Here is a 23,819-nt window from a genome sequence, read left to right on the forward strand (position 1 = left end):
CGGACGCCCGCGTGAACCGCGTGAACCGCGTGAACGGGGAAGGGGTCCTGCGGCGTGTGCCGCAGGACCCCTTCCCCGTTCTCGTCGCGGGTCAGCGCTTGCCGGCCAGCTTCCAGGCGGCCGGCAGCAGGCCCATCGCCAGGACCGCCTTCAGGGCGTCGCCGATCAGGAAGGGCGTGAGGCCGGCCGCGATCGCGGCGGTGGCGGACATGCCGGTCGCCAGGGCCAGGTACGGGACGCCGACGGCGTAGATGATCGCCTCGCCCAGCACCATCGTGCCGGCCGTGCGCCAGGCGGAGCGGTCGGCGCCGCGGCGGGCCAGCGCGCCCACGGCCGCGGCGGCGAGCAGCATGCCGAAGACGTAGCCGAGGGAGGGGGCCGCCGTCCCGGAGACGCCCTGCGCGAACCACGGCACGCCCGCCATGCCGGCCAGCGCGTACAGCGCGATCGACAGGAAGCCGCGGCGGGCGCCGAGGGACGTGCCGACCAGCAGCGCGGCGAAGGTCTGGCCGGTCACCGGGACCGGGGAGCCCGGCACGGGGACGGAGATCTGGGCGGCGAGGCCGGTGAGCGCGGCACCGCCGAGCACGAGCGCGACGTCGCGGACGCGGGAGGCCGGCAGGAGGTCGGCGAGGACCTGGCCGGTGCGGGTGGGGGTTGCGGCAGCGGTGCTCATGGGGACTCCGCGGTGGTGTGGACATGTCGGGACGATGTGACGCTATCCCAGCACGCGGACGGCGATCACCGTCAGCGCCCGACAAAGGGTCGAGCGGCGACTTGGTGACCTTCGCACAAAGGCCGCTGATTACACCGGGTACGGCGTGACACCGGTCACGAGCGGAGAGGCGTTTCCCCCACTCCGGCCCCACCGGCCGCGACTGTAGACTTCCACCAAACCGGAAACGCCCACCCGGTCGCGCACCTCGCGCCTCTTCCCAGGTGACCGGTCCCTTACGCTCCGCGTCTTCGGCGTCCGCATGGTGGGATCCCCCTGCCCAGGAGCGAGGGTGACCACCCAGACTGTGGGCGTTTTACGCCCGCCACCGCCTCACCCCCTGGACGAGCCGCGCCCATGCCCAGCACTACTACGGAGACGCCGTCGACCACGGACGGCGCCTCCCTCTCCCACGGTCTCAAGCAGCGCCACCTGTCGATGATCGCCCTCGGTGGTGTGATCGGCGCCGGCCTCTTCGTCGGGTCCGGAGCCGGCATCGCCGCCGCCGGACCCTCGATCGTCATCGCCTACGCCCTCTCCGGCATCCTCGTGATGCTGGTGATGCGGATGCTGGGCGAGATGTCGGCCGCCCATCCGTCGTCGGGCTCCTTCTCCGCGCACGCCGAGCGGGCCCTCGGCCCCTGGGCGGGCTTCACCGCGGGCTGGTCGTTCTGGGTGCTGCTGTGCACGGCGGTCGGCCTGGAGGGCATCGGCGCCGCGCAGATCGTGTCCGGCTGGCTGCCGGGGACGCCCGAGTGGGCCTGGGTCGCGCTGTTCATGGTCGTCTTCTGCGGCACGAACCTGGCCGCCGTGAAGAACTTCGGCGAGTTCGAGTTCTGGTTCGCGGCGCTGAAGGTCGGCGCGATCGTCCTGTTCCTGGCCCTCGGCGTGCTGGCGATCGCGGGCGTGCTGCCGGGCACCGACTCCCCCGGCGCCTCCCACCTGAGCGACTTCCTGCCCAACGGCAGCGAGGGCCTGATCGTGGGTCTGCTCGCCTCCGTCTTCGCCTACGGCGGTCTGGAGACGGTCACGATCGCCGCGGCCGAGTCGCAGGACCCGGTCAAGGGCGTGGCCGGCGCCGTACGGACGGCGATGTGGCGGATCGCGCTGTTCTACGTCGGCTCGATGGCGGTCATCGTCACCCTCGTCCCGTGGGATTCCGAGGAGGTCGTCGAGAAGGGCCCGTACGTGGCCACCCTCGACACCCTCGGCATCCCCGGAGCCGGCCAGCTGATGAACGTGGTCGTGCTGGTCGCGCTGCTGAGCGCGATGAACGCCAACATCTACGGCGCCTCCCGGATCGCCTACTCGCTGGTCGAGCGGGGCGAGGGTCCCAAGGCGCTGGGCCGGGTGTCGGGCGGGGTGCCGCGGGTGGCCGTGCTGGCCTCCTCCCTCTTCGGGTTCGGCTGCGTGCTGCTGAGCTACTGGCGGCCCGACGACGTCTTCTCCTGGCTGCTGAACATGATCGGCGCGGTGATCCTGGTCGTCTGGATCTTCATCGCCGTCTCGCAGCTGCGGTTGCGCCGCCGCCTGGAGCGGGAGGCGCCGGAGAAGCTGGTGGTGCGGATGTGGGCGTTCCCGTGGCTGACGTGGCTGGCGCTGGCCGGCATGGTGGCGATCTTCGTCCTGATGGCCCGCGAGCCGGACACGCGCGTGCAGCTGTACTCGACGGGCGGCATGACGCTGGTCATGGCGGCCGTCGGCTACGCCTGGCAGAGGGTCCGCGCCCGCCGCTGACGGCGGCCGGCGCCCCAAGGGCCCCCGCCCGGACTCCTGGAACAAGGGAGGCCGGGCGGGGGCCCTTTCGTGCGCCCGGGCACACGCGCGCACCCTCCTGCTGCTAGCGTGCACTTGCAAGCCTTTTGCAATAAGAGGTCGGAGGGGATCCGCCATGCCCGTCTACACGCTGCCTGAACTGCCGTACGACTACTCCGCGCTGGCCCCCGTGATCAGCCCGGAGATCATCGAACTGCACCACGACAAGCACCACGCGGCCTACGTCAAGGGCGCCAACGACACGCTGGAGCAGCTCGCCGAGGCACGGGACAAGGAGGCGTGGGGCTCGATCAACGGCCTGGAGAAGAACCTGGCCTTCCACCTGTCCGGGCACATCCTGCACTCGGTCTACTGGCGGAACATGACCGGCCCGAAGGACGGCGGCGGTGAGCCGCTGGCCCAGGACGGCGTGGGCGAGCTGGCGGAGGCGATCAAGGAGTCGTTCGGCTCCTTCGCCAGGTTCAGGAGCCAGCTGTCCAAGGCCGCCGCGACCACGCAGGGCTCCGGCTGGGGCGTACTGGCGTACGAACCGCTCAGCGGGCGGCTGATCGTCGAGCAGGTCTACGACCACCAGGGCAACGTGGGCCAGGGCTCGACCCCGATCCTGGTCTTCGACGCCTGGGAGCACGCCTTCTACCTCCAGTACAGGAACCAGAAGGCCGACTTCGTCGAGGCGATGTGGCAGGTCGTCGACTGGCAGGACGTGGCGCGGCGCTACGAGGCCGCCAAGTCCCGCGCGGACGTGCTGCTGTCGGCGCCCTGACGCGCCCGTGAGACGTCCTGCCACGTGATCGTCTTCTCACCCTTCGCGCGGCGGGCGGAAAAGGGGGAGGCCCCCGTGAGGACGTGACTCACGGGGGCTTCCCGCATGCGGGGACCGCCCCGGGTCAGGGCTTGCGGGCCAGGCCGCCGTGCTGGCCGACGGGCCGCGGCTCCGCGCCGTCCGGGGCCGGGTCCGGACGCCACAGGGGGACCGGCACCACACCCGGCGCCACCTGTTCCAGCCCCTCGAAGTAGCCCTCGATCTGCTCCACGGGACGCAGGAAGTAGGGGACGGCTCCGGTCTCGTTGTAGCCGTCCTGGGCCGCCTCGTAGGCGGGGTCGGTGCCGCGCGAGCCGTCGTTGACGCAGAGGTGGCTGCCGGAGGGCAGGCCGGCCATCAGGCGGCGGACCAGGTCGCGGGCCAGGTCGTAGTCGGGGACGTGGCCCAGGATGCCGCTGAGGATCAGGGCGGTGGGCCGGGACAGGTCGAGGGTCTTCCCGGCCGCCCGGAGGATCTCCTCCGGCTCGTACAGGCTCATGTCCTCGTAGGAGGTGGCGCCCTCGGGGCTGGAGGTGAGCAGGGCGCGGGCGTGGGCGAGGACCAGGGGGTCGTTGTCGACGTAGACGATCCGCGACTCGGGGGCGTACCGCTGGGCGACCTCGTGGGTGTTGTCGACGGTCGGCAGCCCGGTGCCGACGTCGAGGAACTGCCGTACGCCGGCCTCCCGCACCAGGTACCGGATACTGCGGCCGAGGAACGCGCGGCTGCCGCGGGCGATGGCGACGATGCCGGGGAAGACGGCGGTGTAGGCGTCGCCGGCCTCCTCGTCCACGGGGTAGTGGTCCTTGCCGCCCAGCCAGTAGTTCCAGATCCTGGCCGAGTGCGGCACCGAGGTGTCGATCTCCGTCATGGGTGGGGCTCGCCTCCAGGGTCGGGGTGCGGGCAGACGGTGCCGGCTGCCGGTGGGGATCCTGCCACGCGGCGGCGGGGCGGGCGGGCGGTATCACGCGCCGGGTGGGCTCGCGGTGCGGCGGGCCGGGCGCCCCGGCCCGGGGACGTGTCCGAGGCGCGTCGGGGCGCGGCCGGCGCCCGGGGCGCGCCGGCACGCCAGGCGGATACGGCTGTGCGCCGCTTCCGGCGCGGGGGCCTCGCGCGGGACAGTGGCCCGCATGGGTCTTCCGAACAGGCGGTGCCCCAACTGCGGGGACACCGCCCAGGACTTCCGGCCGCTCACCGAAGAGGAGAGGGCCTACGCCCTCACCCGGGTGCCCGGGGCGGACGTCGGCACCTACCGGCGCTGCGCCCGCGACGGATGCCTGCGGGTGCAGTCGTACTTCAACTGGAGGTCCGGGTTCAGCCTGCCGGAGTCGTTCCGGGCGGCGGGCGGCTGAGCCGTCGCGGGCCGGCCGCCCGCCTCGGGGCTCAGTCGAAGATCGGACCCTGGGTGCGGGTGCGCTTGATCTCGTAGAAGCCGGGGACGGAGGCGACCGCAAGGGTGCCGTCCCACAGCCGGGCGGCCTGCTCGCCCTTGGGGGCAGGGGTGACGACCGGGCCGAAGAAGGCGATCTGCTCCCCGTCGGGGCCGGGGACGGCGATGACCGGGGTGCCGACCTCCTGGCCGACCTTGTCGATGCCCTCCTTGTGGGAGGCGCGCAACTGCGGTTCGTACGGCGTGCCGTCCCAGTGGTCCATCAGGGACTCGGGCAGACCGACGTCCTTCAGCGCGGCGGCTACCGTCTCCTTCTCCGGGCCGCCGCCCTGGTTGTGGATGCGGGTGCCGAGCGCGGTGTAGAGGTCGCCGAGGACCTCGGCGCCGTGCTCCTCCTGGGCGGCGATGACGACCCGGACCGGTCCCCACGCCTTGGTCGCGAGCATCTCGCGGTACTCCTCGGGGAGCTCGTCGAGCTTGTCCTCGTTGAGGACGGCCAGGCTCATCACGTGCCAGCGGACCCGGATGTCGCGGAGCTTCTCCACCTCCAGCACCCAGCGGGAGGTCATCCAGGCCCAGGGGCACAGCGGGTCGAACCAGAAGTCGACGGGGGTCTTCTCGGACATGTCTCTCCTCATGGGCAAGCGTTCGGCAGCCGATCCCCTGGAAAACGTCCAGGTCCGCCCCGCCCATTCCCGGGTGCCCGCCACCAGGGGCGCATGGCAGGATCGGTGCCGTCCACATCCTGAACACGACCCGAGGGAGTGCCGCCCGTGCCCGGTGAGAATCTGTCCCGCGACGAGGCCCGGCAGCGGGCCGCCCTGCTGTCCGTCGACGGGTACGAGGTGTTCCTCGACGTGCGGTCCGCGGTCGGCGACGAGCACCGGGAGGGGCCGCGCACCTTCCGCTCCGTCACCACGATCCGGTTCCGCTGCGCCGAGCCGGGCGCGTCGACGTTCGCGGACCTGATCGCGCCGAGCGTCACGGCGGTCAGCCTCAACGGGCGCGACCTGGACCCGGGCGAGGTCTTCGACGGCTCCCGGATCGCGCTGGAGGACCTCGCCGCCGAGAACGAGCTGACCGTCGACGCCCAGTGCGCCTACTCCCGCACCGGCGAGGGCCTGCACCGCTTCGTCGACCCCGAGGACGGCGAGGTGTATCTGTACACCCAGTACGAACCGGCCGACGCCCGCCGGGTCTTCGCCACCTTCGAGCAGCCGGACCTCAAGGCGCCGTTCCGCTTCGAGGTGCGGGCACCGGAGGAATGGACGGTGTGGAGCAACGGGGCGTGCGAACGCGTGGAGGAGGGGCGCGACGGGGACGCCCCCGGGCCCGGCCCAAAGGAGCCCGCGCGCAAGGGCGGCGAACGGCCGGCGGGCCGGGTGTGGCGGTTCGCGCGGACCAAGCCGATCTCGACGTACATCACGTGTGTCGTGGCGGGCCCGTACCACTACGTGACGGACACCTACACGCGGACCCTCGGCGACGGCGGGACGCTGGAGATCCCGCTCGGCGCGATGTGCCGCAAGGGCCTGGCCCCGCACTTCGACGCCGACGACGTGTTCCTGGTGACCAAGCAGGGCCTGGACTTCTTCCACGACCACTTCGACTACCCGTACCCGTTCGGCAAGTACGACCAGGCGTTCGTGCCGGAGTACAACCTGGGCGCGATGGAGAACCCGGGACTGGTGACGTTCCGGGAGGAGTTCATCTTCCGCGGCAAGGTGACGCGGGCGTCGTACGAGGGCCGCGCCAACGTGATCCTGCACGAGATGGCGCACATGTGGTTCGGCGACCTGGTCACCATGGAGTGGTGGGACGACCTGTGGCTGAAGGAGTCCTTCGCCGACTTCATGGGCGCCTTCTCGCTGGTGGGCGCGACCCGCTTCACCGACGGCTGGATCACCTTCGCCAACCGCCGCAAGGCGTGGGCCTACCGCGCCGACCAGCTGCCCTCCACGCACCCGATCACCGCAGACATCCGCGACCTGCAGGACGCCAAGCTCAACTTCGACGGCATCACGTACGCCAAGGGCGCCAGCGTGCTCAAGCAGCTCGTGGCGTACGTCGGCCAGGACGCCTTCCTGGAGGGCGCGCGGCGCTACTTCAAGCGGCACGCGTACGGCAACACGCGCCTGGGCGACCTGCTGTCGGTGCTGGAGGAGACCAGCGGGCGGGACATGGGCGCCTGGGCGCGGTCGTGGCTGCAGACGGCCGGCGTCAACTCGCTGACCCCGCAGGTGCTGCTGGGCGCCGGGGGGCGGATCGACGAGCTGGCGGTGGTGCAGGAGGCCGCCGAATCGCATCCGGAGCTGCGTCCGCACCGGGTGGCGGTGGGCCTGTACCGGCGGACCGGGAGCGGTGCCCTGGAGCGGTACGCGCGCGCCGAGGTGGACGTGGACGGGCCGCGCACGGTCGTGGCGGAGCTGGCCGGGGCGGACGCGCCGGAGCTGGTGCTGGTCAACGACGACGACCTGACGTACTGCAAGACCCGCTTCGACGAGACGTCGCTGGCCACGCTGCGCGCCGGCCTCGGCGACATGACGGACCCGCTGGCCCGCGCCCTGTGCTGGTCGGCGCTGTGGAACATGACGCGGGACGCGCTGCTGCCGGCGCGGGAGTTCGTGGACCTGGTGCTGCGGTTCGCGGGCCGCGAGTCGGACATCGGCGTGCTGCAGATGCTGCACGCGTGGGCGGACTCCGCGCTGGCGCACTACGCGGCGCCCGCGTGGCGCGAGGCCGGCGGGCGGCTGCTGGCCGAGGGCGCGCTGCGCGAGCTGCGGGACGCCGAGCCGGGCAGCGAGCAGCAGCTCGCCTGGGCCCGCTTCTTCGCGCGGACGGCCTCCTCGGAGGCCGACCTGCGGCTGCTGCGGGACCTGCTGGAGGGCACCGAGAAGATCGACGGGCTGGAGGTGGACCAGGAGCTGCGCTGGGCGTTCCTGGAGCCGCTGGCGGCGCACGGCGTGGCCGACGAGGCGGTGATCGCCGCCGAGCTGGCCCGGGACGACACCGCCTCCGGCAAGCGCCACCAGGTGCGCTGTCTGGCCGCCCGCCCCTCGGCGGCGGTCAAGGCGCAGGCGTGGGCGCAGGTCGTGGAGTCGGACACGCTGTCGAACGCCCTGGTGGAGGCGACGATCGCGGGCTTCGGCCGGCCCTCGCAGCGGGAACTGCTCGCGCCGTACGCGCAGAAGTACTTCGCGGCGATCGAGCGGGTGTGGAGCGAGCGGTCCATCCAGATCGGGATGGACGTCGTGCGGGGCCTGTTCCCGGCGCTCCAGGACTCGCAGGAGACGCTGGACGCGACGGACGCGTGGCTGGCGGCGCACACCGGTGCCGCGCCCGCCCTGCGCCGCCTGGTGCTGGAGGCGCGGGACGACCTGGCGCGGGCCCTGCGCGGTCAGGCGTGTGACGCGGCGGCCGGCTGACCGCACCCCCGGGATGTACGCCGAGTAACCGTTACGGAATTCAGGCAATCACCCCGTAACCCCTGGTCCGACCCGAATGGACCAGGGGTTTTCGGCGTCGAACACCCGTCCTTCAGGGCGTTCTCGTCCGCGTTTGCCGACGAATGCGTAACACGGGTTCAAAAGGGGGGGCAATGAGGGAAGTTCCGGGGCATGAACCACAACACCCCGCTTCCCTCGCGTCCTCTCCAGCAGCTCGTCGCCGGCCCGCGCCGTGTCCTGACCACGGCCCAGCTCCGCGCGCACGGCGTCCCGGCCGCCGAGACGAACGCGCGGTGCCGCCCCGGCGGCCCCTGGCGGCAGCTCCTGCCCGGTGTCGTCCTGCTCCACCCCGGACCGCCGACCAGCGAGGAGCGGCTGCACGCGGTACTGCTGTACGCGGCGCGGGAGCGGGCCGCCGGCGTCCCGGCCCAGCCCGACGCCCGGGCGGCCGCCGGGACCGGCCCCGCGGAAGCGGTGATCACCGGGCCGGCCGCGCTGACCCTGCACGGTTTCACCTCCACCCCCGCGCTGCCGGACCTGGAGGCCATCGACGTCCTCGTCCCCCGGCTGCGCCGGCTCCGCTCGGCGGGCTGTGCGCGGATCCTGCGCACCGCCGACCTGCCCGTGCCCGAGCAGGTCACCGGAGTCCCGGTCGCGCCGGTGGCGCGGGCCCTGGCCGACGCGGTGGCGGAGCTGACGGACGCGGACGCCGTGCGGCGGCTGCTGACGGAGGCGGTGCGCGGCGGGCACTGCGAACCGGCGACGGTGGTGCGGGAGCTGAAGCGGGCGCGGCTGCTGAGCCACCCGCACGTGGTGGACGCGGTGGAGTCCCTGCTGGCCGAGGGCCGGGCGATCGCGGAGGACCGCCTGTACCGGATGGTGCGCGAGTACGGCCTGCCGGACCCGGCGTGGAACGTGGACCTGCGCCTGCCCGGCGGCCTGCTCCTCGGCGGTGTGGACGCCTACTGGCCCCACCACGCGGTGGCGGTGGAGCTGGACACCCGCGCCCACCGGCGGGAGCAGCCGCACGACGGGGACGCGCTGTGGTCGGAGTACGTCCGCAGACGCGAGCACCTGGAACGGCTGGGGATCACCGTCGTGCACCTCACCCCCAAGAAGCTCCGCGACGCGCCGGAGCAGCAGGCGACCGTCGTACGGACCGCGTTGATGGCGGCGCAGGACAGGGAACCCGCCCCGTACGTAGTGGTGTTGCCCCGCTAGTGACGGACCGCGGGCGGCACCAGGAGGGGAGAGGAGGGGCCGCGGGGCGAACCGCCCGCGGTCCCTCCTCGTCGCCGGACCGGTCGGCGTCGGGAGCGAGAACGAGGGCGAGGGGGAGCGCGTGGCGGCCGTCACCCGCCCCTTCCCGCGCACGCCGTGACGCCGGCCCGCGCGGAGCCCGGTGCGGCCGGCCCGCACACGGGAATGTCATGGTTCGTCCCATACATTCCCGATGACGCATGGCGGAATTACGCCACGTCCCCATCCCACCTCCGTCAACCCTCCCCAAACATCCATCCCTTGCGTCAGGCTGAGCGGTCATCCGGGATCGCATTCCGGACTTCTGCGGCCAGGGTCGATCGGCCCCGGTCGCACCTGATCGTTCCTTTACCTACAAGGGATGCCGATGACCCACACCCCCCAGCGCGAACCGATACCGGGTGCCAGACGCCTGGCCCGCACCGCCGTGGCCGCGGGCATCGTCGCCGCGCTCTGCGCCGCCGGGCCGATACCCCTCGCCTTCGCCGCCGACGACCCGGCCGCCTCCGTCCCGGCCGACGCCACCGCCAAGCCGGCGCACGACAAACTCGGTTCGGACGACGCGGACCTGCTCGCCGAGGCGAAGGCCGAGGACGAGAAGAACGTCACGATGATGATCGCCACCGCGCCCGGGCAGACCGAGCAGGTCGCCAGGCAGCTGGACGCGGTCCGGGGCGGCACCGTGGGCCGCACCTACGACGAGCTCGGCTACGTCCGGGCCACCGTCCCCACCGGCAAGGCGGACGCGGCCATCGCCGCCGCCGTGAAGCTCTCCTCCGTGCACGGCATCGACCTGCGCGAGGAGATCCCGCTGGACGACCCGACGCCGGCCGCGGACACCGCCCGGGCCGCCGGTGCCAGGGACACGGCGGCGTACCCGGCCCCGAACCGCGAGACCCCCGCCGAGAACCCGTACAACCCGTCCTTCGAGACGGGCGCCGTCGACTTCGTCGAGGACCACCCGAAGGCGGACGGCCGCGGCGTCACCATCGGCATCCTCGACTCCGGCGTGGACCTCGCCCACCCGGCGCTGCAGAAGACCACCACCGGCGAGCGGAAGATCGTCGACTGGGTGACCGCCACCGACCCGGTCGTCGACGGCGACCGGACCTGGCGCCCGATGCTGACCTCCGTCTCCGGGCCCGCCTTCACCTACGGCGGCAAGAACTGGCGGGCCCCGGCCGGCTCCTACCGGATCAGCACCTTCCTGGAGTCGTACACCACCGGCGGTGACGCCGCCGGCGACGCCAACCGGGACGGCGACACCACCGACTCCTGGGGCGTGCTGTACGACGCGGCGTCCGGCACGGTCCGCGTCGACCTGAACGGCAACCTGGACTTCGGCGACGACGAGCCGATGAAGCCGTACAAGGACGGCTTCCAGATCGGGTGGTTCGGCACCGACGACCCGGCGACCGACGTCGCCGAGCGCCAGCCGTTCGTGGTGGAGATCCGCAAGGACGTCGTCTACGACTCCGCCGGCGCCAAGGCCGACTTCGTCAACATCGGCGTCATCGAGTCCGAGCACGGCACGCACGTCGCCGGCATCACCGCCGCGAACGGCCTGTTCGGCGGCGAGATGAACGGCGCCGCCCCCGGCGCCAAGATCGTCTCCTCCCGCGCCTGCACCTGGTCCGGCGGTTGCACCAACGTCGCGCTCACCGAGGGCATGATCGACCTCGTCGTCAACCGGGGCGTCGACATCGTCAATATGTCGATCGGCGGCCTCCCGGCCCTCAACGACGGCAACAACGCGCGCGCCGAGCTGTACACCCGGCTCATCGACACCTACGGCGTCCAGCTGGTGATCTCCGCGGGCAACTCCGGCCCCGGCACCAACACCATCGGCGACCCGGCCCTGGCCGACAAGGTGATCTCGGTCGGCGCCTCCATCTCCAAGGAGACCTGGGCCGCCAACTACGGCTCGGTGGTGGAGAAGGAGTACGCGATGATGCCGTTCTCCTCGCGCGGTCCGCGTGAGGACGGCGGCTTCGCGCCCACCCTGGTCGCCCCGGGTGCCGCGGTCAACACCATCCAGACCTGGCTGCCGGGCGCCCCGGTCGCCGAGGCGGGCTACTCCCTGCCGGCCGGCTACGGCATGCTCCAGGGCACCTCGATGGCGTCCCCGCAGGCCGCCGGCGCCTCCGCGCTGCTGCTGTCCGCCGCGAAGCAGAAGGGCATCGACCTGACGCCCGCCACCCTGCGCACGGCGCTGACCTCCACCGCCGACCACATCAAGGGGGTGCAGGCGCACGAGGAGGGCGCGGGCCTGATCAACATCGGGGACGCCTGGGACGCGATCCGCGACGGCGCCACCGCCCACACCTACACGGTCCAGGCCCCGGTGGACACCGCGATCGACGAGCTCCTGGAGAAGCCCGGGTACGGCACCGGCCTGTACGACCGCGAGGGCGGCCTCGAGGCCGGCCAGAGGAAGACGTACGAGATCACGCTCACCCGCACCTCCGGCGCGGACAAGGCGATCCGCCACGAGCTGCACTTCGAGAACAACGCGGGCGGCACCTTCCGCGTCGTCGGCTCCGACGAGGTGCGGCTGCCGCTGAACCGGCCGGTCACCGTCAAGGTGCAGGCCACTCCGAAGTCCGCCGGGATCAAGAGCGCGATCCTGGAGGTCGACGACCCGCGCACCGAGGGCATCGACGAGCAGGTCCTCTCCACGGTCGTGGTCTCCGCGCCGCTGGACGCGTCGCGGGAGTACACCCACTCCGTCTCCGGCTCGGTGCAGCGCAACGGCACCCGGTCGTACTTCGTGACCGTCCCCGAGGGCGCGAAGGCGCTGGAGGTGGCCATCGGCGGGCTGAAGGACAAGAGCCAGACCCGGTTCGTCGCCCTGCACCCCTACGGCGTCCCGGTCGACAACACCTCCACGCCGTACTGCTACAACAACTACCTCGACGGCAACGGCTGCAAGCCCGACGCGCGCTCCTACGCCGACCCGCAGCCGGGCGTGTGGGAGATCGAGGTCGAGTCGCGCCGCACCTCCCCGCTGCTCGACAACCCCTACACCCTCGACGTCGCCGTCCTCGGCGCGGCCTTCGACCCGGAGGTCGTGACCGTGCCCGAGGCGAAGGCCGGCACCCCGGCCGCCGCCTCCTGGAAGGTGACCAACCGCCTCGCCGCCCTCGACGGCAGGCTGGTGGGCGGCCCGCTGGGTTCGGCGGCGACCGCCCGGCCGACGATCGGGCAGGGCCAGACGCGGACCGGCACGGTCGAGGTGCCCGCGGGCGCGACCTCGCTGGACGTGGTCATCGGGGGCGTCTCCGACGCCGCCGCCGACCTCGACCTGACGGTCTACGACGAGGACGGCGACGTCGTCGGCCAGTCCGCCGACGGCGACTCGGAGGAGTCGGTCTCCGTGCCGAAGCCGGCCGCCGGCACGTACACCGTCGAGGTCGTGGGCTACTCGGTGCCGTCCGGCTCCACCGCCTACGACTACCGGGACGTGTACTTCGCCGCCTCGCTCGGCACGGTCACCGTCGACGGCGCGGCGCCGGTGGAGCTCGGCAGCGGCGAGTCCGCGTCGGTCTCCGCCGATGTCACCGCGCTGGCCGCCGCGCCGGAGGGCCGGGAGTTCTTCGGCCGGGTGCAGCTGGTGAACGCGCGCGGCACGGTCGCGGGCACCGGCAGCGTGAAGATCGGGAAGGTCGTGCCGTAGGCCCGCGGGGTCCGCGGTCCCGCGGACCCGGTCACGGCATCGGGGCGGGCGCTCTTCGGGGCGCCCGCCCTTTTTCCGCAGACGTCCGGCCGGGTGCGGACCGTCACCGCGAGGCATACGTCACACCGTCGTGTGCGCCACCGGCCCCTGGGCAGGCTCGCGACAGCACAGCTTGCGGTCCAGTGCCCCGCAGGGCTGAATATCTGCAGCTCAGCGGGGGCGGCGGCCGAAGTTCCGCAACCGCCCGGCGGGGCGTCGCGTCCCACTCCCCGGGCAGCCCGGGCAAAGAAGTGGACAGGTGGGCCGGGCCGGGCCGCATGATGGAAAGACCTCGGCCAGGCAACGGCCACGCAAAGAGACGTCAGAGGAGTCACCGTGAGGGTCGGAATCGTCGGAGCCACCGGTCAGGTCGGCACGGTCATGCGCAGGATTCTCACGGAGCGGAACTTCCCGGTCACCGAGTTGCGCCTGTTCGCCTCCGCCCGCTCCGCGGGCAGGGACCTGGACGGGGTGACGGTGGAGGACGCGGCCACCGCCGACTACACCGGGCTGGACATCGTGCTGTTCTCCGCGGGCGGCGCCACCTCCAAGGAGCTGGCCGAAAAGGTCGCCTCGCAGGGCGCCGTCGTGATCGACAACTCCTCCGCCTGGCGCCGGGACCCCGAGGTGCCGCTGGTGGTGTCCGAGGTGAACCCGCACGCGATCGCGGACCGCCCCAAGGGCATCATCGCCAACCCGAACTGCACCACGATGGCCGCGATGCCGGTGCTGAAGCCGCTGCACGCCGAGGCGGGCCTGGAAGCCCTCGTCGTCGCCACCTACCAGGCCGTGTCCGGCTCCGGCCTCGCCGGCGTCGACGAGCTGTTCGAGCAGGTGACGAAGGTCGGCGAGGACGCGCCGAAGCTGACCCACGACGGTTCGGCGGCGAACTACCCCCAGCCGCGGAAGTACGTCGCGCCGATCGCGTACAACGTGCTGCCGCTGGCCGGCTCCATCGTCGACGACGGGCTGAACGAGACCGACGAGGAGCAGAAGCTCCGCAACGAGTCCCGCAAGATCCTGGAGATCCCCGGCCTGAAGGTCTCCGGCACCTGCGTGCGCGTGCCGGTCTTCACCGGCCACTCCCTCCAGGTCAACGCCCGCTTCGCCCGCCCGATCAGCGTGGAGCGCGCCAAGGAGCTGCTGGCCGGCGCCCCCGGCGTGGCGCTCACCGACGTGCCGACCCCGCTCCAGGCCGCCGGCCAGGACCCGTCCTACGTCGGCCGCATCCGCCGGGACGAGACCGTCGACAACGGCCTGGCCCTGTTCATCTCCAACGACAACCTGCGCAAGGGCGCGGCCCTGAACGCCGTGCAGATCGCGGAGCTGGTGGCGGCGGAGCTGTCCGCCGCGTAGGTCCCGAGCGGTGCGGGGGCGGTCACCGGATGCCGGGGTCCGCCCCCGGCGCGCGGTGGGCGGACACCACGACCGGCAGGGCGAGCAGCGCCAGCCCGGCACCCAGCGCGAGCACCCACGGCAGACCGAGGGCGTCCGCGGCCCGCCCGCCGGTGAACGCCCCGAGGGCGATCGCCGCGTTGAACACCCCGGCGAACAGGCCCGACGCCGCCTCCCGGCCGTCGGGGACGGCGGCCGACAGCCAGTTCTGGGCGGACACCGAGACACCGCCGTACAGCAGGCCCCACAGGACGAGCAGCGCCACCGAGCCGGTGAGCGAGCCGCCGGCCGGGGTCAGCAGCGCGACGGCCGTGCCGATCCCGGCCGACACCACCAGCAGGGCCCGGCGCGGGGCGCGGGCCGCGAGGCCGCCCAGGGTGAAGGTGCCGGCGATGCCCGCGAGGCCGTAGCCGAGCAGCAGGGCGCTGATGAGGCCGGGGCCCGTGCCGGGGACGCGTTCCAGGAGGGGGCGGACGTAGGTGTAGGCCGTGAAGTGGCCGATGACCAGCAGCGCCACCGCCGTCAGGCCGCGGGAGAAGCGGGGCACGCGCAGCAGGCGTCCGAAGGTGTGAAGCCGCACCGGCCTCTCGCCCGCCAGCGGCGGCAGCGCGGCCCGCAGCGCGGCGGCCACCGCCAGGGCCAGCAGGGTCAGCGCGGCGAACGCCCAGCGCCACCCCGCGACCGCGCCGAGGAAGGTGCCCGCGGGCACGCCGAGCACGGACGCCACCGCGATTCCGCTGAAGATCAGTGAGGTGGCCCGTCCCGCCGAGCCCTCCGGCACCAACCGCACCGCCAGTCCGGCGGCCACCGCCCACACCCCGCCGATGCACACGCCGACCAGGGCGCGGGCGGCGAGCAGGACGCCGAAGCCGGGGGCGAGCGCGCACAGCAGGTTGGCGCCGGCGAGCAGGAGCAGCAGCGCGCACAGCACCGTGCGCCGGTCGGTGCGGCCCACGGCGACCGGCAGCAGCAGCGCGCCGCCCGCGGCGACCAGCCCCGGCAGGGTGACGGCCAGTCCGGCGGTGCCGGCCGAGACGCCGAGGCCCGCGCCGAGGGAGGTGAGCAGGCCGACGGGGAGCATCTCGGTGGTGACGACGGCGAAGGTGGCGGCGGTGACGGCGCCCACCGCCGCCCACGGGTGGCGGGGCGGTGCGGCCGGGGGGTTCGCGGAGGTGGCGTTCCGTGTGGTGGAGGACATGCCTCCACCCTTCGGCGCGGGCGGGCCGGGAACAACGGCGAAGTCCTCACCCTTCCATGAGCGGGGCTCATCGATCCGATCGCCCCGAGAGGGAGGGTGACCGCCGTGGCCGGACTGGAGACGCGGGAGCTGGAGTGCTTCCTGGCCCTCGCCGAGGAGCTGCACTTCGGGCGGGCGGCCGAGCGGCTGTACGTGTCGCAGAGCCGGGTGAGCCAGTTGCTGCGCTCCCTGGAGCAGCGCATCGGCGCCCGGCTGGTGCACCGCACCAGCCGCCGGGTGGCGCTCACCCCGCTCGGCGAGCGGTTCCTCGCCGACCTGCGCCCGGCCTACGGCGCGCTGGCCGCGGCGGTGGAGGGCGCGCGGGCGGCGGCGCGGGGCGTCGGGAGCAGGTTGCGGGTCGGCTTCCAGGGAACGGCGGACGCCCGGCTGGTGCGGGCGGTGACCGCGTTCCACGCCGCGCATCCGGGGTGTGAGACGGAGCTGGTGGAGATCCCGTTCGCGGACCCGTTCGGCGCGGTGCGGGACGGGGCGGTGGACGCGTCCGTCGTGCTGCTGCCGGTCGAGGAGCGGGACCTGGTGCTGGGCCCGGTCTTCTCGTTGCGGCAGCAGACGGTCGCGGTCCGCGCGGGCCACCCGTTCGCGGGCCGCCCCTCGGTCACCGTCGCCGAGCTGGCCGCCGTGCCGCTGGTGCGGCCCGCCGCCCCGGCGCCCGCGTACTGGCGGGCGGTGCAGGCCCCCGGTGACCTGCCGGGACCGGAGGCGACGACCCTTCAGGAGGGGCTGAGCCTGGTCGCGGCCGGGCGCGGCGGGCTGCTGCTGTGCCGGCCCACGGCCGACCATCACCGCCGGGAGGACGCCGTCTTCGTCCCCGTCGAGGGTCTGCCCGAGTCGGCCCTCGGCCTGGTGTGGCACCGGGACCGCGAGACGGAGACGGTACGGGCCTTCGCGCGGGCGGTGGCGACGGAGCCGGACGGTTGCGCGACGGCTCAGGAACCGCCGGACGGGCCCTCGGGCCGGCGCACCTCGTACAGGAAGCAGCCGTACTCCACGGCCCGGACGTGGACGAGGGCCACGGACGGGTCGGCGAAGGCCTCGGCGAGGGCGGGCTCGAAGGGGCCGGCCTCCACCAGCCGGCCGCCGAGGATGCGGCCCTCGGCGGAGTAGCGGCGCAGCACCCGGTGGCTGTTGGTGAAGGGCAGCGCGGTCCCGGCCGGGCCCGCGCACTCCCCGGCGTGGACGAAGACCGGGCCCTGCTCGTCGTAGGCGCCGGGGTCGGTGCCCGTCTCGGCGGCCCGGCGGCGCAGCGGCGCGTAGGAGACGAGGGCGATGCGCTCGCCGGGCGCGCTGTGGCGCAGGCAGCAGCGCAGCGGGGCGCCGCCCTCCCCGTCGGTCACCGGGACCGGCTCGCGTCCCGCGTCGTCGGTGACGCGCAGCTCCTTCAGCACGGGGCGGGCGATGGGGTGTGCGGTGTACGTCGTCATGCCCTCCAGGCTGCGGCGCGCGCGGCCCGGGCACCGGCGGGAAACGGACATCGCGCCGTGCCGGTCGGCGTGGAAGGATGGCGCAGACCCACTCATAACGAGGAGATGACCGCGTGCCTGGCACAAACCTGACTCGCGAAGAGGCGCAGCAGCGGGCGAAGCTGCTCACCGTGGACTCGTACGAGATCGAGCTCGATCTCTCCGGCGCGCAGGAGGGCGACACCTTCCGGTCCGTGACCACCGTGCGCTTCGACGTCGCCGAGGGGGGCGCGGAGTCGTTCATCGACCTGGTGGCACCGGCCGTGCGGGAGGTGACCCTCAACGGGGACCCCCTCGACCCCGCCGAGGTCTTCCGGGACTCCCGGATCGCCCTGCCCGGTCTGCTCCAGGGCCGCAACGTCCTGCGCGTGGTCGCCGACTGCGCGTACACCAACACCGGTGAGGGCCTGCACAAGTTCGTCGACCCGGTCGACAACCAGGCGTACCTGTACACGCAGTTCGAGGTGCCGGACGCCCGCCGGGTCTTCGCCTCCTTCGAGCAGCCGGACCTGAAGGCGACCTTCCAGTTCACCGTGAGGGCGCCCGAGGGCTGGACCGTCGTCTCCAACTCGCCCACCCCCGAACCCCGGGACAACGTCTGGGTGTTCGCGCCGACGCCGCGCATCTCGACGTACATCACGGCGCTGATCGTCGGTCCCTACCACTCGGTGCACAGCGTGTACGAGAAGGACGGCCGGTCGGTGCCGCTCGGCATCTACTGCCGTCCCTCGCTCGCCGAGCACCTCGACGCGGACGCGATCTTCGAGGTGACCCGGCAGGGCTTCGACTGGTTCCAGGAGAAGTTCGACTACGCCTACCCGTTCGAGAAGTACGACCAGCTGTTCGTGCCGGAGTTCAACGCGGGCGCGATGGAGAACGCGGGCGCGGTGACCATCCGCGACCAGTACGTCTTCCGGTCGAAGGTGACGGACGCGGCGTACGAGGTGCGGGCCGAGACCATCCTGCACGAGCTGGCCCACATGTGGTTCGGCGACCTGGTCACCATGGAGTGGTGGAACGACCTGTGGCTGAACGAGTCGTTCGCCACCTACACCTCCATCGCCTGCCAGGCCGCGGCGCCCGGCTCGCGCTGGCCGCACTCGTGGACGACGTTCGCCAACTCCATGAAGACCTGGGCGTACCGGCAGGACCAGCTGCCCTCCACGCACCCGATCATGGCGGACATCCGCGACCTGGACGACGTCCTCGTCAACTTCGACGGCATCACGTACGCCAAGGGTGCCTCCGTGCTGAAGCAGCTCGTCGCATATGTCGGCGAGGACGCGTTCTTCCGGGGCGTGCAGGCGTACTTCAAGCGGCACGCGTTCGGCAACACGCGCCTGTCGGACCTGCTGGGCGCCCTGGAGGAGACCTCCGGCCGGGACCTGAAGGCCTGGTCGAAGGCGTGGCTGGAGACGGCCGGCATCAACGTGCTGCGGCCGGAGATCGAGACGGACGCGAACGGCACGATCACCTCGTTCGCCATCCGCCAGGAGGCCCCGGCGCTCCCCGCGGGCGCCAAGGGCGAGCCGACGCTGCGCCCGCACCGGATCGCGGTCGGCTGCTACGACCTCGACGCGGCGGGCAAGCTGGTGCGTACCGAGCGCGTCGAGCTGGACGTCGACGGCGAGGTGACGGCCGTACCGCAGCTCGTCGGCAAGCGCCGCCCGGCGGTGGTGCTGCTCAACGACGACGACCTGTCCTACGCCAAGGTGCGCCTGGACGAGCGGTCGCTGTCCGTGGTCACCGAGCACCTCGGCGACTTCGCCGAGTCCCTGCCGCGGGCCCTGTGCTGGGCGTCGGCCTGGGACATGACCCGGGACGGGGAACTCGCCACCCGCGACTACCTCTCCCTGGTGCTGTCCGGCATCGGCAAGGAGTCCGACATCGGCGTGGTGCAGTCGCTGCACCGCCAGGTGAAGCTGGCGCTCGACCTGTACGCCGACCCGGCCGCCCGGGAGGCGCTGCTGACCCGCTGGACCGAGGCCGCGCTCGACCACCTGCGGGCCGCCGCCCCGGGCAGCGACCACCAGCTGGCGTGGGCGCGGGCCTTCGCGGCGACGGCCCGCACGCCGGACCAGCTCGACCTGCTGGAGGGCCTGCTGACCGGGTCGCAGTCGGTGGAGGGCCTGGCCGTCGACACCGAGCTGCGCTGGGCGTTCGTGCAGCGGCTCGCCGCGGTGGGCCGGTTCGACGAGGCGGAGATCGCCGCCGAGTACGAGCGGGACAGGACGGCCGCCGGTGAGCGGCACGCGGCCACCGCCCGGGCGGCCCGCCCGACGCCCCAGGCCAAGGCGGAGGCGTGGGCGTCGGTCGTGGAGTCCGACAAGCTGCCGAACGCCGTCCAGGAGGCGGTCATCTCCGGCTTCGTCCAGACCGACCAGCGCGAGCTGCTGGCGCCGTACACGGAGCGGTACTTCGAGGTGCTCAAGGGTGTCTGGGAGTCCCGCTCCCACGAGATCGCCCAGCAGATCGCGGTCGGCCTGTATCCGTCGGTGCAGGTCACGCGGGACACGCTGGACCGGACGGACGCCTGGCTGGCCTCCGCCGAGCCCAGCGCGGCCCTGCGGCGGCTCGTCTCCGAGTCCCGCGCGGGCGTGGAGCGCGCGCTGAAGGCGCAGGCGGCGGACGCGGCGGCCGCGACCGCGTAGGCGCCTGGAGCGGGGGGCGTCCGGTGCGGCACCGGACGCCCCCCGCTCGCGTTCGCAGGGCCGCCGCGACGGGTTCCGAACGCACGCCTCCGCCGTCCGCGGCACCGGCGCCGTGCCCGTGCCCGCCCCGACCGGCCCCGGGACGCGTGCCGGAGGGGCGGCACGCCGTCGGCCGGGGCGCGGGAGGTGACCAAGGCCGCCGGACCGGACGAGCGCGGCGGGTGCGATGCCGAGGAGGGGCCGGCGTCCGCGCGGCGGGGCAAGCGGGACGGTCGTCCGGCCGGTGGCGACGGCCACGGGCCTCTTCTCACCGGACGACGGGGAAAGCGGTCCCCCTACCGGCGCGGCACCGGATCCGTCACGTCCGCCGGATCCTTTCGGCCGTTCCCCCCGGGCGAGCCGGAGGACGGGCCTTCCCGTACCGGCGCCGCGGGCGCCGCCGTGCGCGACCCGAGCTGTCCGGCCACCGTCGCCCCGAAGGCCAGCGCCATGCCGGCCAGTTGCACCGGTGTGAGGGCCTGGCCGAGGGCCGCCCAGCCGACGGCCGCGGCGGTCAGCGGTGACAGCGGGCCGAGGAAGGTGACCTGCGTGGCGGTGAGCCGGCCGATGCCGCGGAACCACAGCCAGTACGCGACCGCCGTGTTCGCCAGCGCCAAGTAGAGGTAGCCGCCGGCCGCCCGGGCGTCCAGCTCGGGCGGCGCGCCCTCGGCCAGGAGGGCGAGCGGGGCGATGAGCAGGCCGCCGGCGGTCAGTTGCCAGCCGGTGAGCGCCAGTGGCCCGACGCCGTCGGGGCGGCCCCACCGCTGGGTGAGCACGGTGCCCGTGGACATGGACGCGGTGGAGGCGAGGGCCGCCAGCAGACCGAGCGCGTCCGGCGCCCCGGCCGCCTGGAGCACCACGAGGCTGACGCCGAACGCGGCGGCGACGCCGGTGAGGACGGAGCGGAGGGCCGGCCGCTGCCCCAGCAGGACGGCCGACAGGCCCACCACGAACAGCGGCCCGGCCGAGCCGACGACGGCGGCCATGCCGCCCGGCAGCCGGTAGGCGGACAGGAACAGCAGCGGGAAGAAGGCGCCGATGTTGAGCGCGCCCAGGACCGCCGCCTTCCACCACCAGGCGCCGCGCGGCATCACCCGGGTCAGGGCGAGGAGCGGCAGACCCGCGGGCAGGGCGCGCATGAGGCCGGTGAACAAGGGGCGGTCGGGCGGGAGGAACTCGGTGGTGACGGCGTAGGTGGTGCCCCAGGAGACCGGGGCGAGGGCGGTCAGGGCGACGAGAGCGGTGCGGTCGGCGCGGTCGGTGGCCATGGGAGGCACCCTTCGGGATCCGAAGCGGCAGGCGTCCGTACCCGGCGCCCGGACGGACGGCCGCCGGAGGAGTCGGCGGAAGGCCGGCGAGGAGTCGGCGGAAGTCGGCGAGAAGGCCAACAGAAAGTAGCTTAGCTCTAAGTAAGTTTGCGTCAAGCTACTTTCTTGCGGGCGACCGGAACGCGCCCGATACTCGTGCCATGAGCGAACGCCCCGAACGGCACAGGGACCCGGTCGACGCGATCATCGACCAGTGGGCGGCCGTGCGCCCGGACCTGGACACCGCCGCCATGGAGGTCTTCGGCCGCATCCACCGGCTCTCCCGCGCGATGGGGGACCGGATGGAGAAGGCCTACGCCCGCCACGGGATCTCGCGCGGGGAGTTCGACGTACTGGCGACGCTGCGCCGCTCGGGTGAGCCGTACACGCTCTCGCCCCGGCAGCTCTCGGCGACGCTCATGCTCACCACCGGCGGCATGACGGGGCGCCTGGACAAGCTGGAGCGGGCGGGACTGCTGCGGCGCTCCCCCGACCCGCACGACCGGCGCGGACTCCAGGTCACGCTCACCGGGCGGGGACTGGAACTGGTCGACGAGGCGGTCGGCACGGGGCTCGCCGTGCAGACGGAGGCCCTGTCCGCGCTGGAGGAGGAGAAGGCAGGCCTGCTGGCCGCGCTGCTGCGCGAGCTGCTGGCCGCGACGGAACACTAGCCCGGCCGCCCAAGGCCCGGTGCCCGCGCGACCGCCCGATCCGTGTGCCCCCTCACCCCACGTGAGCGGCGACCGCCGCCTCGACCGACCGCGCGTCGGGAGCCTCCGCCGCCCAGGCCGCGTACCCGTCGGGCCGCACCAGGAGGGCCGTACGGCGGTCGCTCGCCCAGCGCGCCACGGCCAGCCGCCCCTCGCGTCCGCCCCGCTCCCCGTGCGGCCCGTCCGACCCGTACGGCTCGTGCGGCTCGTGCGGCTCGTGCGGCTCCGGGGTGATCAGCACGAACCGCCCGCCCCGCAGGGCCTCGTGGAGCCGGCCGCCCCCGGCGAGGGCGACGTCCGGGACGCGCCGGCCGGTCAGCGGGTGGGAGCCCCGGGGAGCGGCGTACCTGTAACCGATGCCGGTGACCTGGGCGGCCACCGCGCGGCGGGCCGGACCGACGCGGTCCAAGGTGGTGGTGAGCGCCGCGCGCAGAGCCAGCGCCCAGGGGCGCTTGGCCATGGCGAGGCGGATGATGCCGCCGCTGCTGCGGAGCACCGTCCTGCCGACGGGGTGGCGCTCGGCCTGGTAGGTGTCGAGAAGCCCGTCGGACGCGTGCCCGTGGAGGACGGCCGCCAGCTTCCAGCTCAGGTTGGCCGCGTCCTGCAGGCCGGTGTTCATTCCCTGCCCGCCGGCCGGGGTGTGGACGTGCGCCGCGTCCCCGGCGAGGAAGACCCGGCCCACGCGGTAGGCGGGCACCTGGCGCTCGTCGCTGTGGAAGCGGGACATCCAGCGGGCGTCGTGCATGCCGAAGTCACGTCCGAGGGCGAGCCGGGTGATCTCCTTGACCTCCGCCAGGTCGAGCGGCTCGCCGTCGGGGACGTCGCGGCCCCGGTGCCAGCCGATCACCCGGTGGTAGCCGTCGCCGAAGGGCGCGAGGAAGGCGAAGGCGTCGCCCACGGCGTCGGCGGTCAGCAGCGACCCGGGCTCCTCGGCGAGCCGCACGTCGGCCAGGACGACGGAGCGGATGACCGGCCGGCCGGGGAAGGGCAGGCCGACGGCCGTGCGCACGGTGCTGCGCATCCCGTCGGCGCCGACGACGTACGCCGCCCGCAGCTCCTCGGTCCGCTGTCCGCCGGGCCCGCGGACCACCACGGTCACGCCGTCGGCGTCCTGGGCCAGCCCGGTCACCTCGCACTCGTACCGGAACTGCGCACCCGCGTCCGCCGCGCGCCGCGCCAGAACCCGCTCGACCTCGTACTGCGGGATGACGAGGAGGTGGTTGAAGCGGGAGGGGAGGGCGGCGAGGTCGACGGTGAGCCGGCCGAAGAGGCGGAGCCGGTCGAGGGGGCGGCCCACGGCTTCCAGGTGGTCGGCCAGGCCGCGGGCGTCGAGCTGTTCGAGAGTGCGGGCGTGCAGGACGAAGGCGCGGGAGAGGTTGCTGGTCCTGCGGGAGCGCTTTTCGAGGACGGTGACGGGTACGCCCGCGGCGGCGAGGTCGCCGGCCAGGAGCAGGCCGGTGGGGCCGGAGCCGACGACGAGGACGGAGTGGGTGGTGCCGTTCATGGTGGCCTCCCTGGGTCCCAACGCGCCAACAAATGTTTGCCAACGCTTGTGGACTAGAGTAATGGGCGCCCAGGTGGGGGTCAACGGTTGTTGGCATACTGATGTTGGCCTACTGGCGTTGACCTACCGGTGTTGGCCTAGTTCTGCTGGTCCACGCCCGTCGGCCTGCCGCCTACGGCGTCCACTCACGCTGCCGACTCATACCCACCGGCCCGCACCCGTTGCCCCACGCTCGTTGACCCACGTCCGCCGACCGACACCCGTTGACCTACACGCGCGGGTCTGCGTACATGAGCCCACGTGCGTTGGCCAACGCGCGTTGACCCACACGCGTAGGCCCGCATACGTGGACCCGCACACATAGCCCCGCACCCGTAGGCCCGCACCTGTT

The 23,819-nt window shown here is 73.4% G+C and carries 16 protein-coding genes and 1 pseudogene; 10 read left to right on the forward strand and 7 right to left on the reverse strand.

The features are described 5' to 3' along the window. Positions 1-91: 91 nt before the first annotated feature. The gene (locus tag ACSU6Z_RS09435; protein WP_437044506.1) at positions 92-676 is read right to left on the reverse strand and encodes a biotin transporter BioY; all 585 of its coding nucleotides are present in this window, start codon (positions 674-676) and stop codon (positions 92-94) included. Positions 677-1,072: 396 nt separating this feature from the next. Between ACSU6Z_RS09435 and ACSU6Z_RS09440 the strand changes: the two genes are divergently transcribed. Further along, on the forward strand, positions 1,073-2,452 hold the full coding sequence (locus ACSU6Z_RS09440; protein ID WP_437044507.1) for an amino acid permease: 1,380 nt from the start codon (positions 1,073-1,075) through the stop codon (positions 2,450-2,452). 154 nt (positions 2,453-2,606) lie between these two features. Then, entirely contained in the window at positions 2,607-3,254 is a 648-nt protein-coding gene (locus ACSU6Z_RS09445; protein WP_437044508.1) for a superoxide dismutase, read from the forward strand. A 124-nt stretch (positions 3,255-3,378) separates the two neighbouring features. Here the strand turns inward: ACSU6Z_RS09445 and ACSU6Z_RS09450 are convergent, their stop codons facing one another. Beyond that, positions 3,379-4,164: an SAM-dependent methyltransferase gene (locus ACSU6Z_RS09450; protein WP_437044509.1), complete on the reverse strand. Its 786-nt coding sequence runs from the start codon at positions 4,162-4,164 to the stop codon at positions 3,379-3,381. A 259-nt stretch (positions 4,165-4,423) separates the two neighbouring features. On the opposite strand from ACSU6Z_RS09450, the gene ACSU6Z_RS09455 reads away from it, so the two are divergent. Continuing rightward, a complete protein-coding gene (locus tag ACSU6Z_RS09455; protein ID WP_437044510.1) occupies positions 4,424-4,645 on the forward strand; it encodes a hypothetical protein in 222 nt (73 codons plus the stop codon). 31 nt (positions 4,646-4,676) lie between these two features. Here the strand turns inward: ACSU6Z_RS09455 and ACSU6Z_RS09460 are convergent, their stop codons facing one another. Further along, the gene (locus ACSU6Z_RS09460) at positions 4,677-5,309 is read right to left on the reverse strand and encodes a mycothiol-dependent nitroreductase Rv2466c family protein (protein ID WP_437019537.1); all 633 of its coding nucleotides are present in this window, start codon (positions 5,307-5,309) and stop codon (positions 4,677-4,679) included. 147 nt (positions 5,310-5,456) lie between these two features. Between ACSU6Z_RS09460 and pepN (ACSU6Z_RS09465) the strand changes: the two genes are divergently transcribed. The 4 genes from pepN (ACSU6Z_RS09465) (at position 5,457) to ACSU6Z_RS09480 (ending at position 14,460) form a co-directional block, all read left to right on the forward strand. Continuing rightward, positions 5,457-8,108, forward strand: coding sequence for an aminopeptidase N (pepN, locus tag ACSU6Z_RS09465; protein ID WP_437044511.1), 2,652 nt, complete (start codon positions 5,457-5,459; stop codon positions 8,106-8,108). 192 nt (positions 8,109-8,300) lie between these two features. Then, positions 8,301-9,350 carry a hypothetical protein gene (locus tag ACSU6Z_RS09470; protein WP_437044512.1) on the forward strand — a complete coding sequence of 350 codons (1,050 nt, stop codon included), beginning with the start codon at positions 8,301-8,303 and terminating at the stop codon, positions 9,348-9,350. Between the two features lie 406 nt (positions 9,351-9,756). Next, positions 9,757-13,065 (forward strand): S8 family serine peptidase, encoded by a 3,309-nt coding sequence (locus ACSU6Z_RS09475; RefSeq protein WP_437044514.1) that lies wholly within the window; start codon positions 9,757-9,759, stop codon positions 13,063-13,065. A 375-nt stretch (positions 13,066-13,440) separates the two neighbouring features. Next, a complete protein-coding gene (locus ACSU6Z_RS09480; RefSeq protein ID WP_437044515.1) occupies positions 13,441-14,460 on the forward strand; it encodes an aspartate-semialdehyde dehydrogenase in 1,020 nt (339 codons plus the stop codon). A gap of 22 nt (positions 14,461-14,482) precedes the next feature. On the opposite strand, the gene ACSU6Z_RS09485 is transcribed toward ACSU6Z_RS09480, so the two are convergent. Further along, positions 14,483-15,697 carry an MFS transporter gene (locus ACSU6Z_RS09485; RefSeq protein WP_437044516.1) on the reverse strand — a complete coding sequence of 405 codons (1,215 nt, stop codon included), beginning with the start codon at positions 15,695-15,697 and terminating at the stop codon, positions 14,483-14,485. Between the two features lie 105 nt (positions 15,698-15,802). On the opposite strand from ACSU6Z_RS09485, the pseudogene ACSU6Z_RS09490 reads away from it, so the two are divergent. Next, positions 15,803-16,669: pseudogene (locus ACSU6Z_RS09490) on the forward strand (LysR family transcriptional regulator); the annotation flags it as partial. A gap of 14 nt (positions 16,670-16,683) precedes the next feature. On the opposite strand, the gene ACSU6Z_RS09495 reads toward ACSU6Z_RS09490, so the two are convergent. Next, entirely contained in the window at positions 16,684-17,178 is a 495-nt protein-coding gene (locus ACSU6Z_RS09495) for a DUF1203 domain-containing protein (protein WP_437044517.1), read from the reverse strand. 113 nt (positions 17,179-17,291) lie between these two features. On the opposite strand from ACSU6Z_RS09495, the gene pepN (ACSU6Z_RS09500) reads away from it, so the two are divergent. Continuing rightward, complete coding sequence (gene pepN, locus ACSU6Z_RS09500; RefSeq protein ID WP_437044518.1) at positions 17,292-19,868, forward strand: aminopeptidase N; 2,577 nt, start codon at positions 17,292-17,294, stop codon at positions 19,866-19,868. 335 nt (positions 19,869-20,203) lie between these two features. Here pepN (ACSU6Z_RS09500) and ACSU6Z_RS09505 read toward each other — a convergent pair whose 3' ends face one another. Beyond that, positions 20,204-21,175, reverse strand: a complete 972-nt coding sequence (locus ACSU6Z_RS09505; protein WP_437044519.1) for an EamA family transporter — start codon at positions 21,173-21,175, stop codon at positions 20,204-20,206. A 200-nt stretch (positions 21,176-21,375) separates the two neighbouring features. On the opposite strand from ACSU6Z_RS09505, the gene ACSU6Z_RS09510 reads away from it, so the two are divergent. Beyond that, positions 21,376-21,885 (forward strand): MarR family winged helix-turn-helix transcriptional regulator, encoded by a 510-nt coding sequence (locus tag ACSU6Z_RS09510; RefSeq protein ID WP_437044520.1) that lies wholly within the window; start codon positions 21,376-21,378, stop codon positions 21,883-21,885. A gap of 52 nt (positions 21,886-21,937) precedes the next feature. Here the strand turns inward: ACSU6Z_RS09510 and ACSU6Z_RS09515 are convergent, their stop codons facing one another. Next, entirely contained in the window at positions 21,938-23,428 is a 1,491-nt protein-coding gene (locus tag ACSU6Z_RS09515; RefSeq protein ID WP_437044521.1) for an FAD-dependent monooxygenase, read from the reverse strand. Positions 23,429-23,819 lie beyond the last annotated feature (391 nt).

This window comes from Streptomyces sp. enrichment culture (genome assembly GCF_964273145.1).
Classification (GTDB): Bacteria; Actinomycetota; Actinomycetes; order Streptomycetales; family Streptomycetaceae; genus Streptomyces.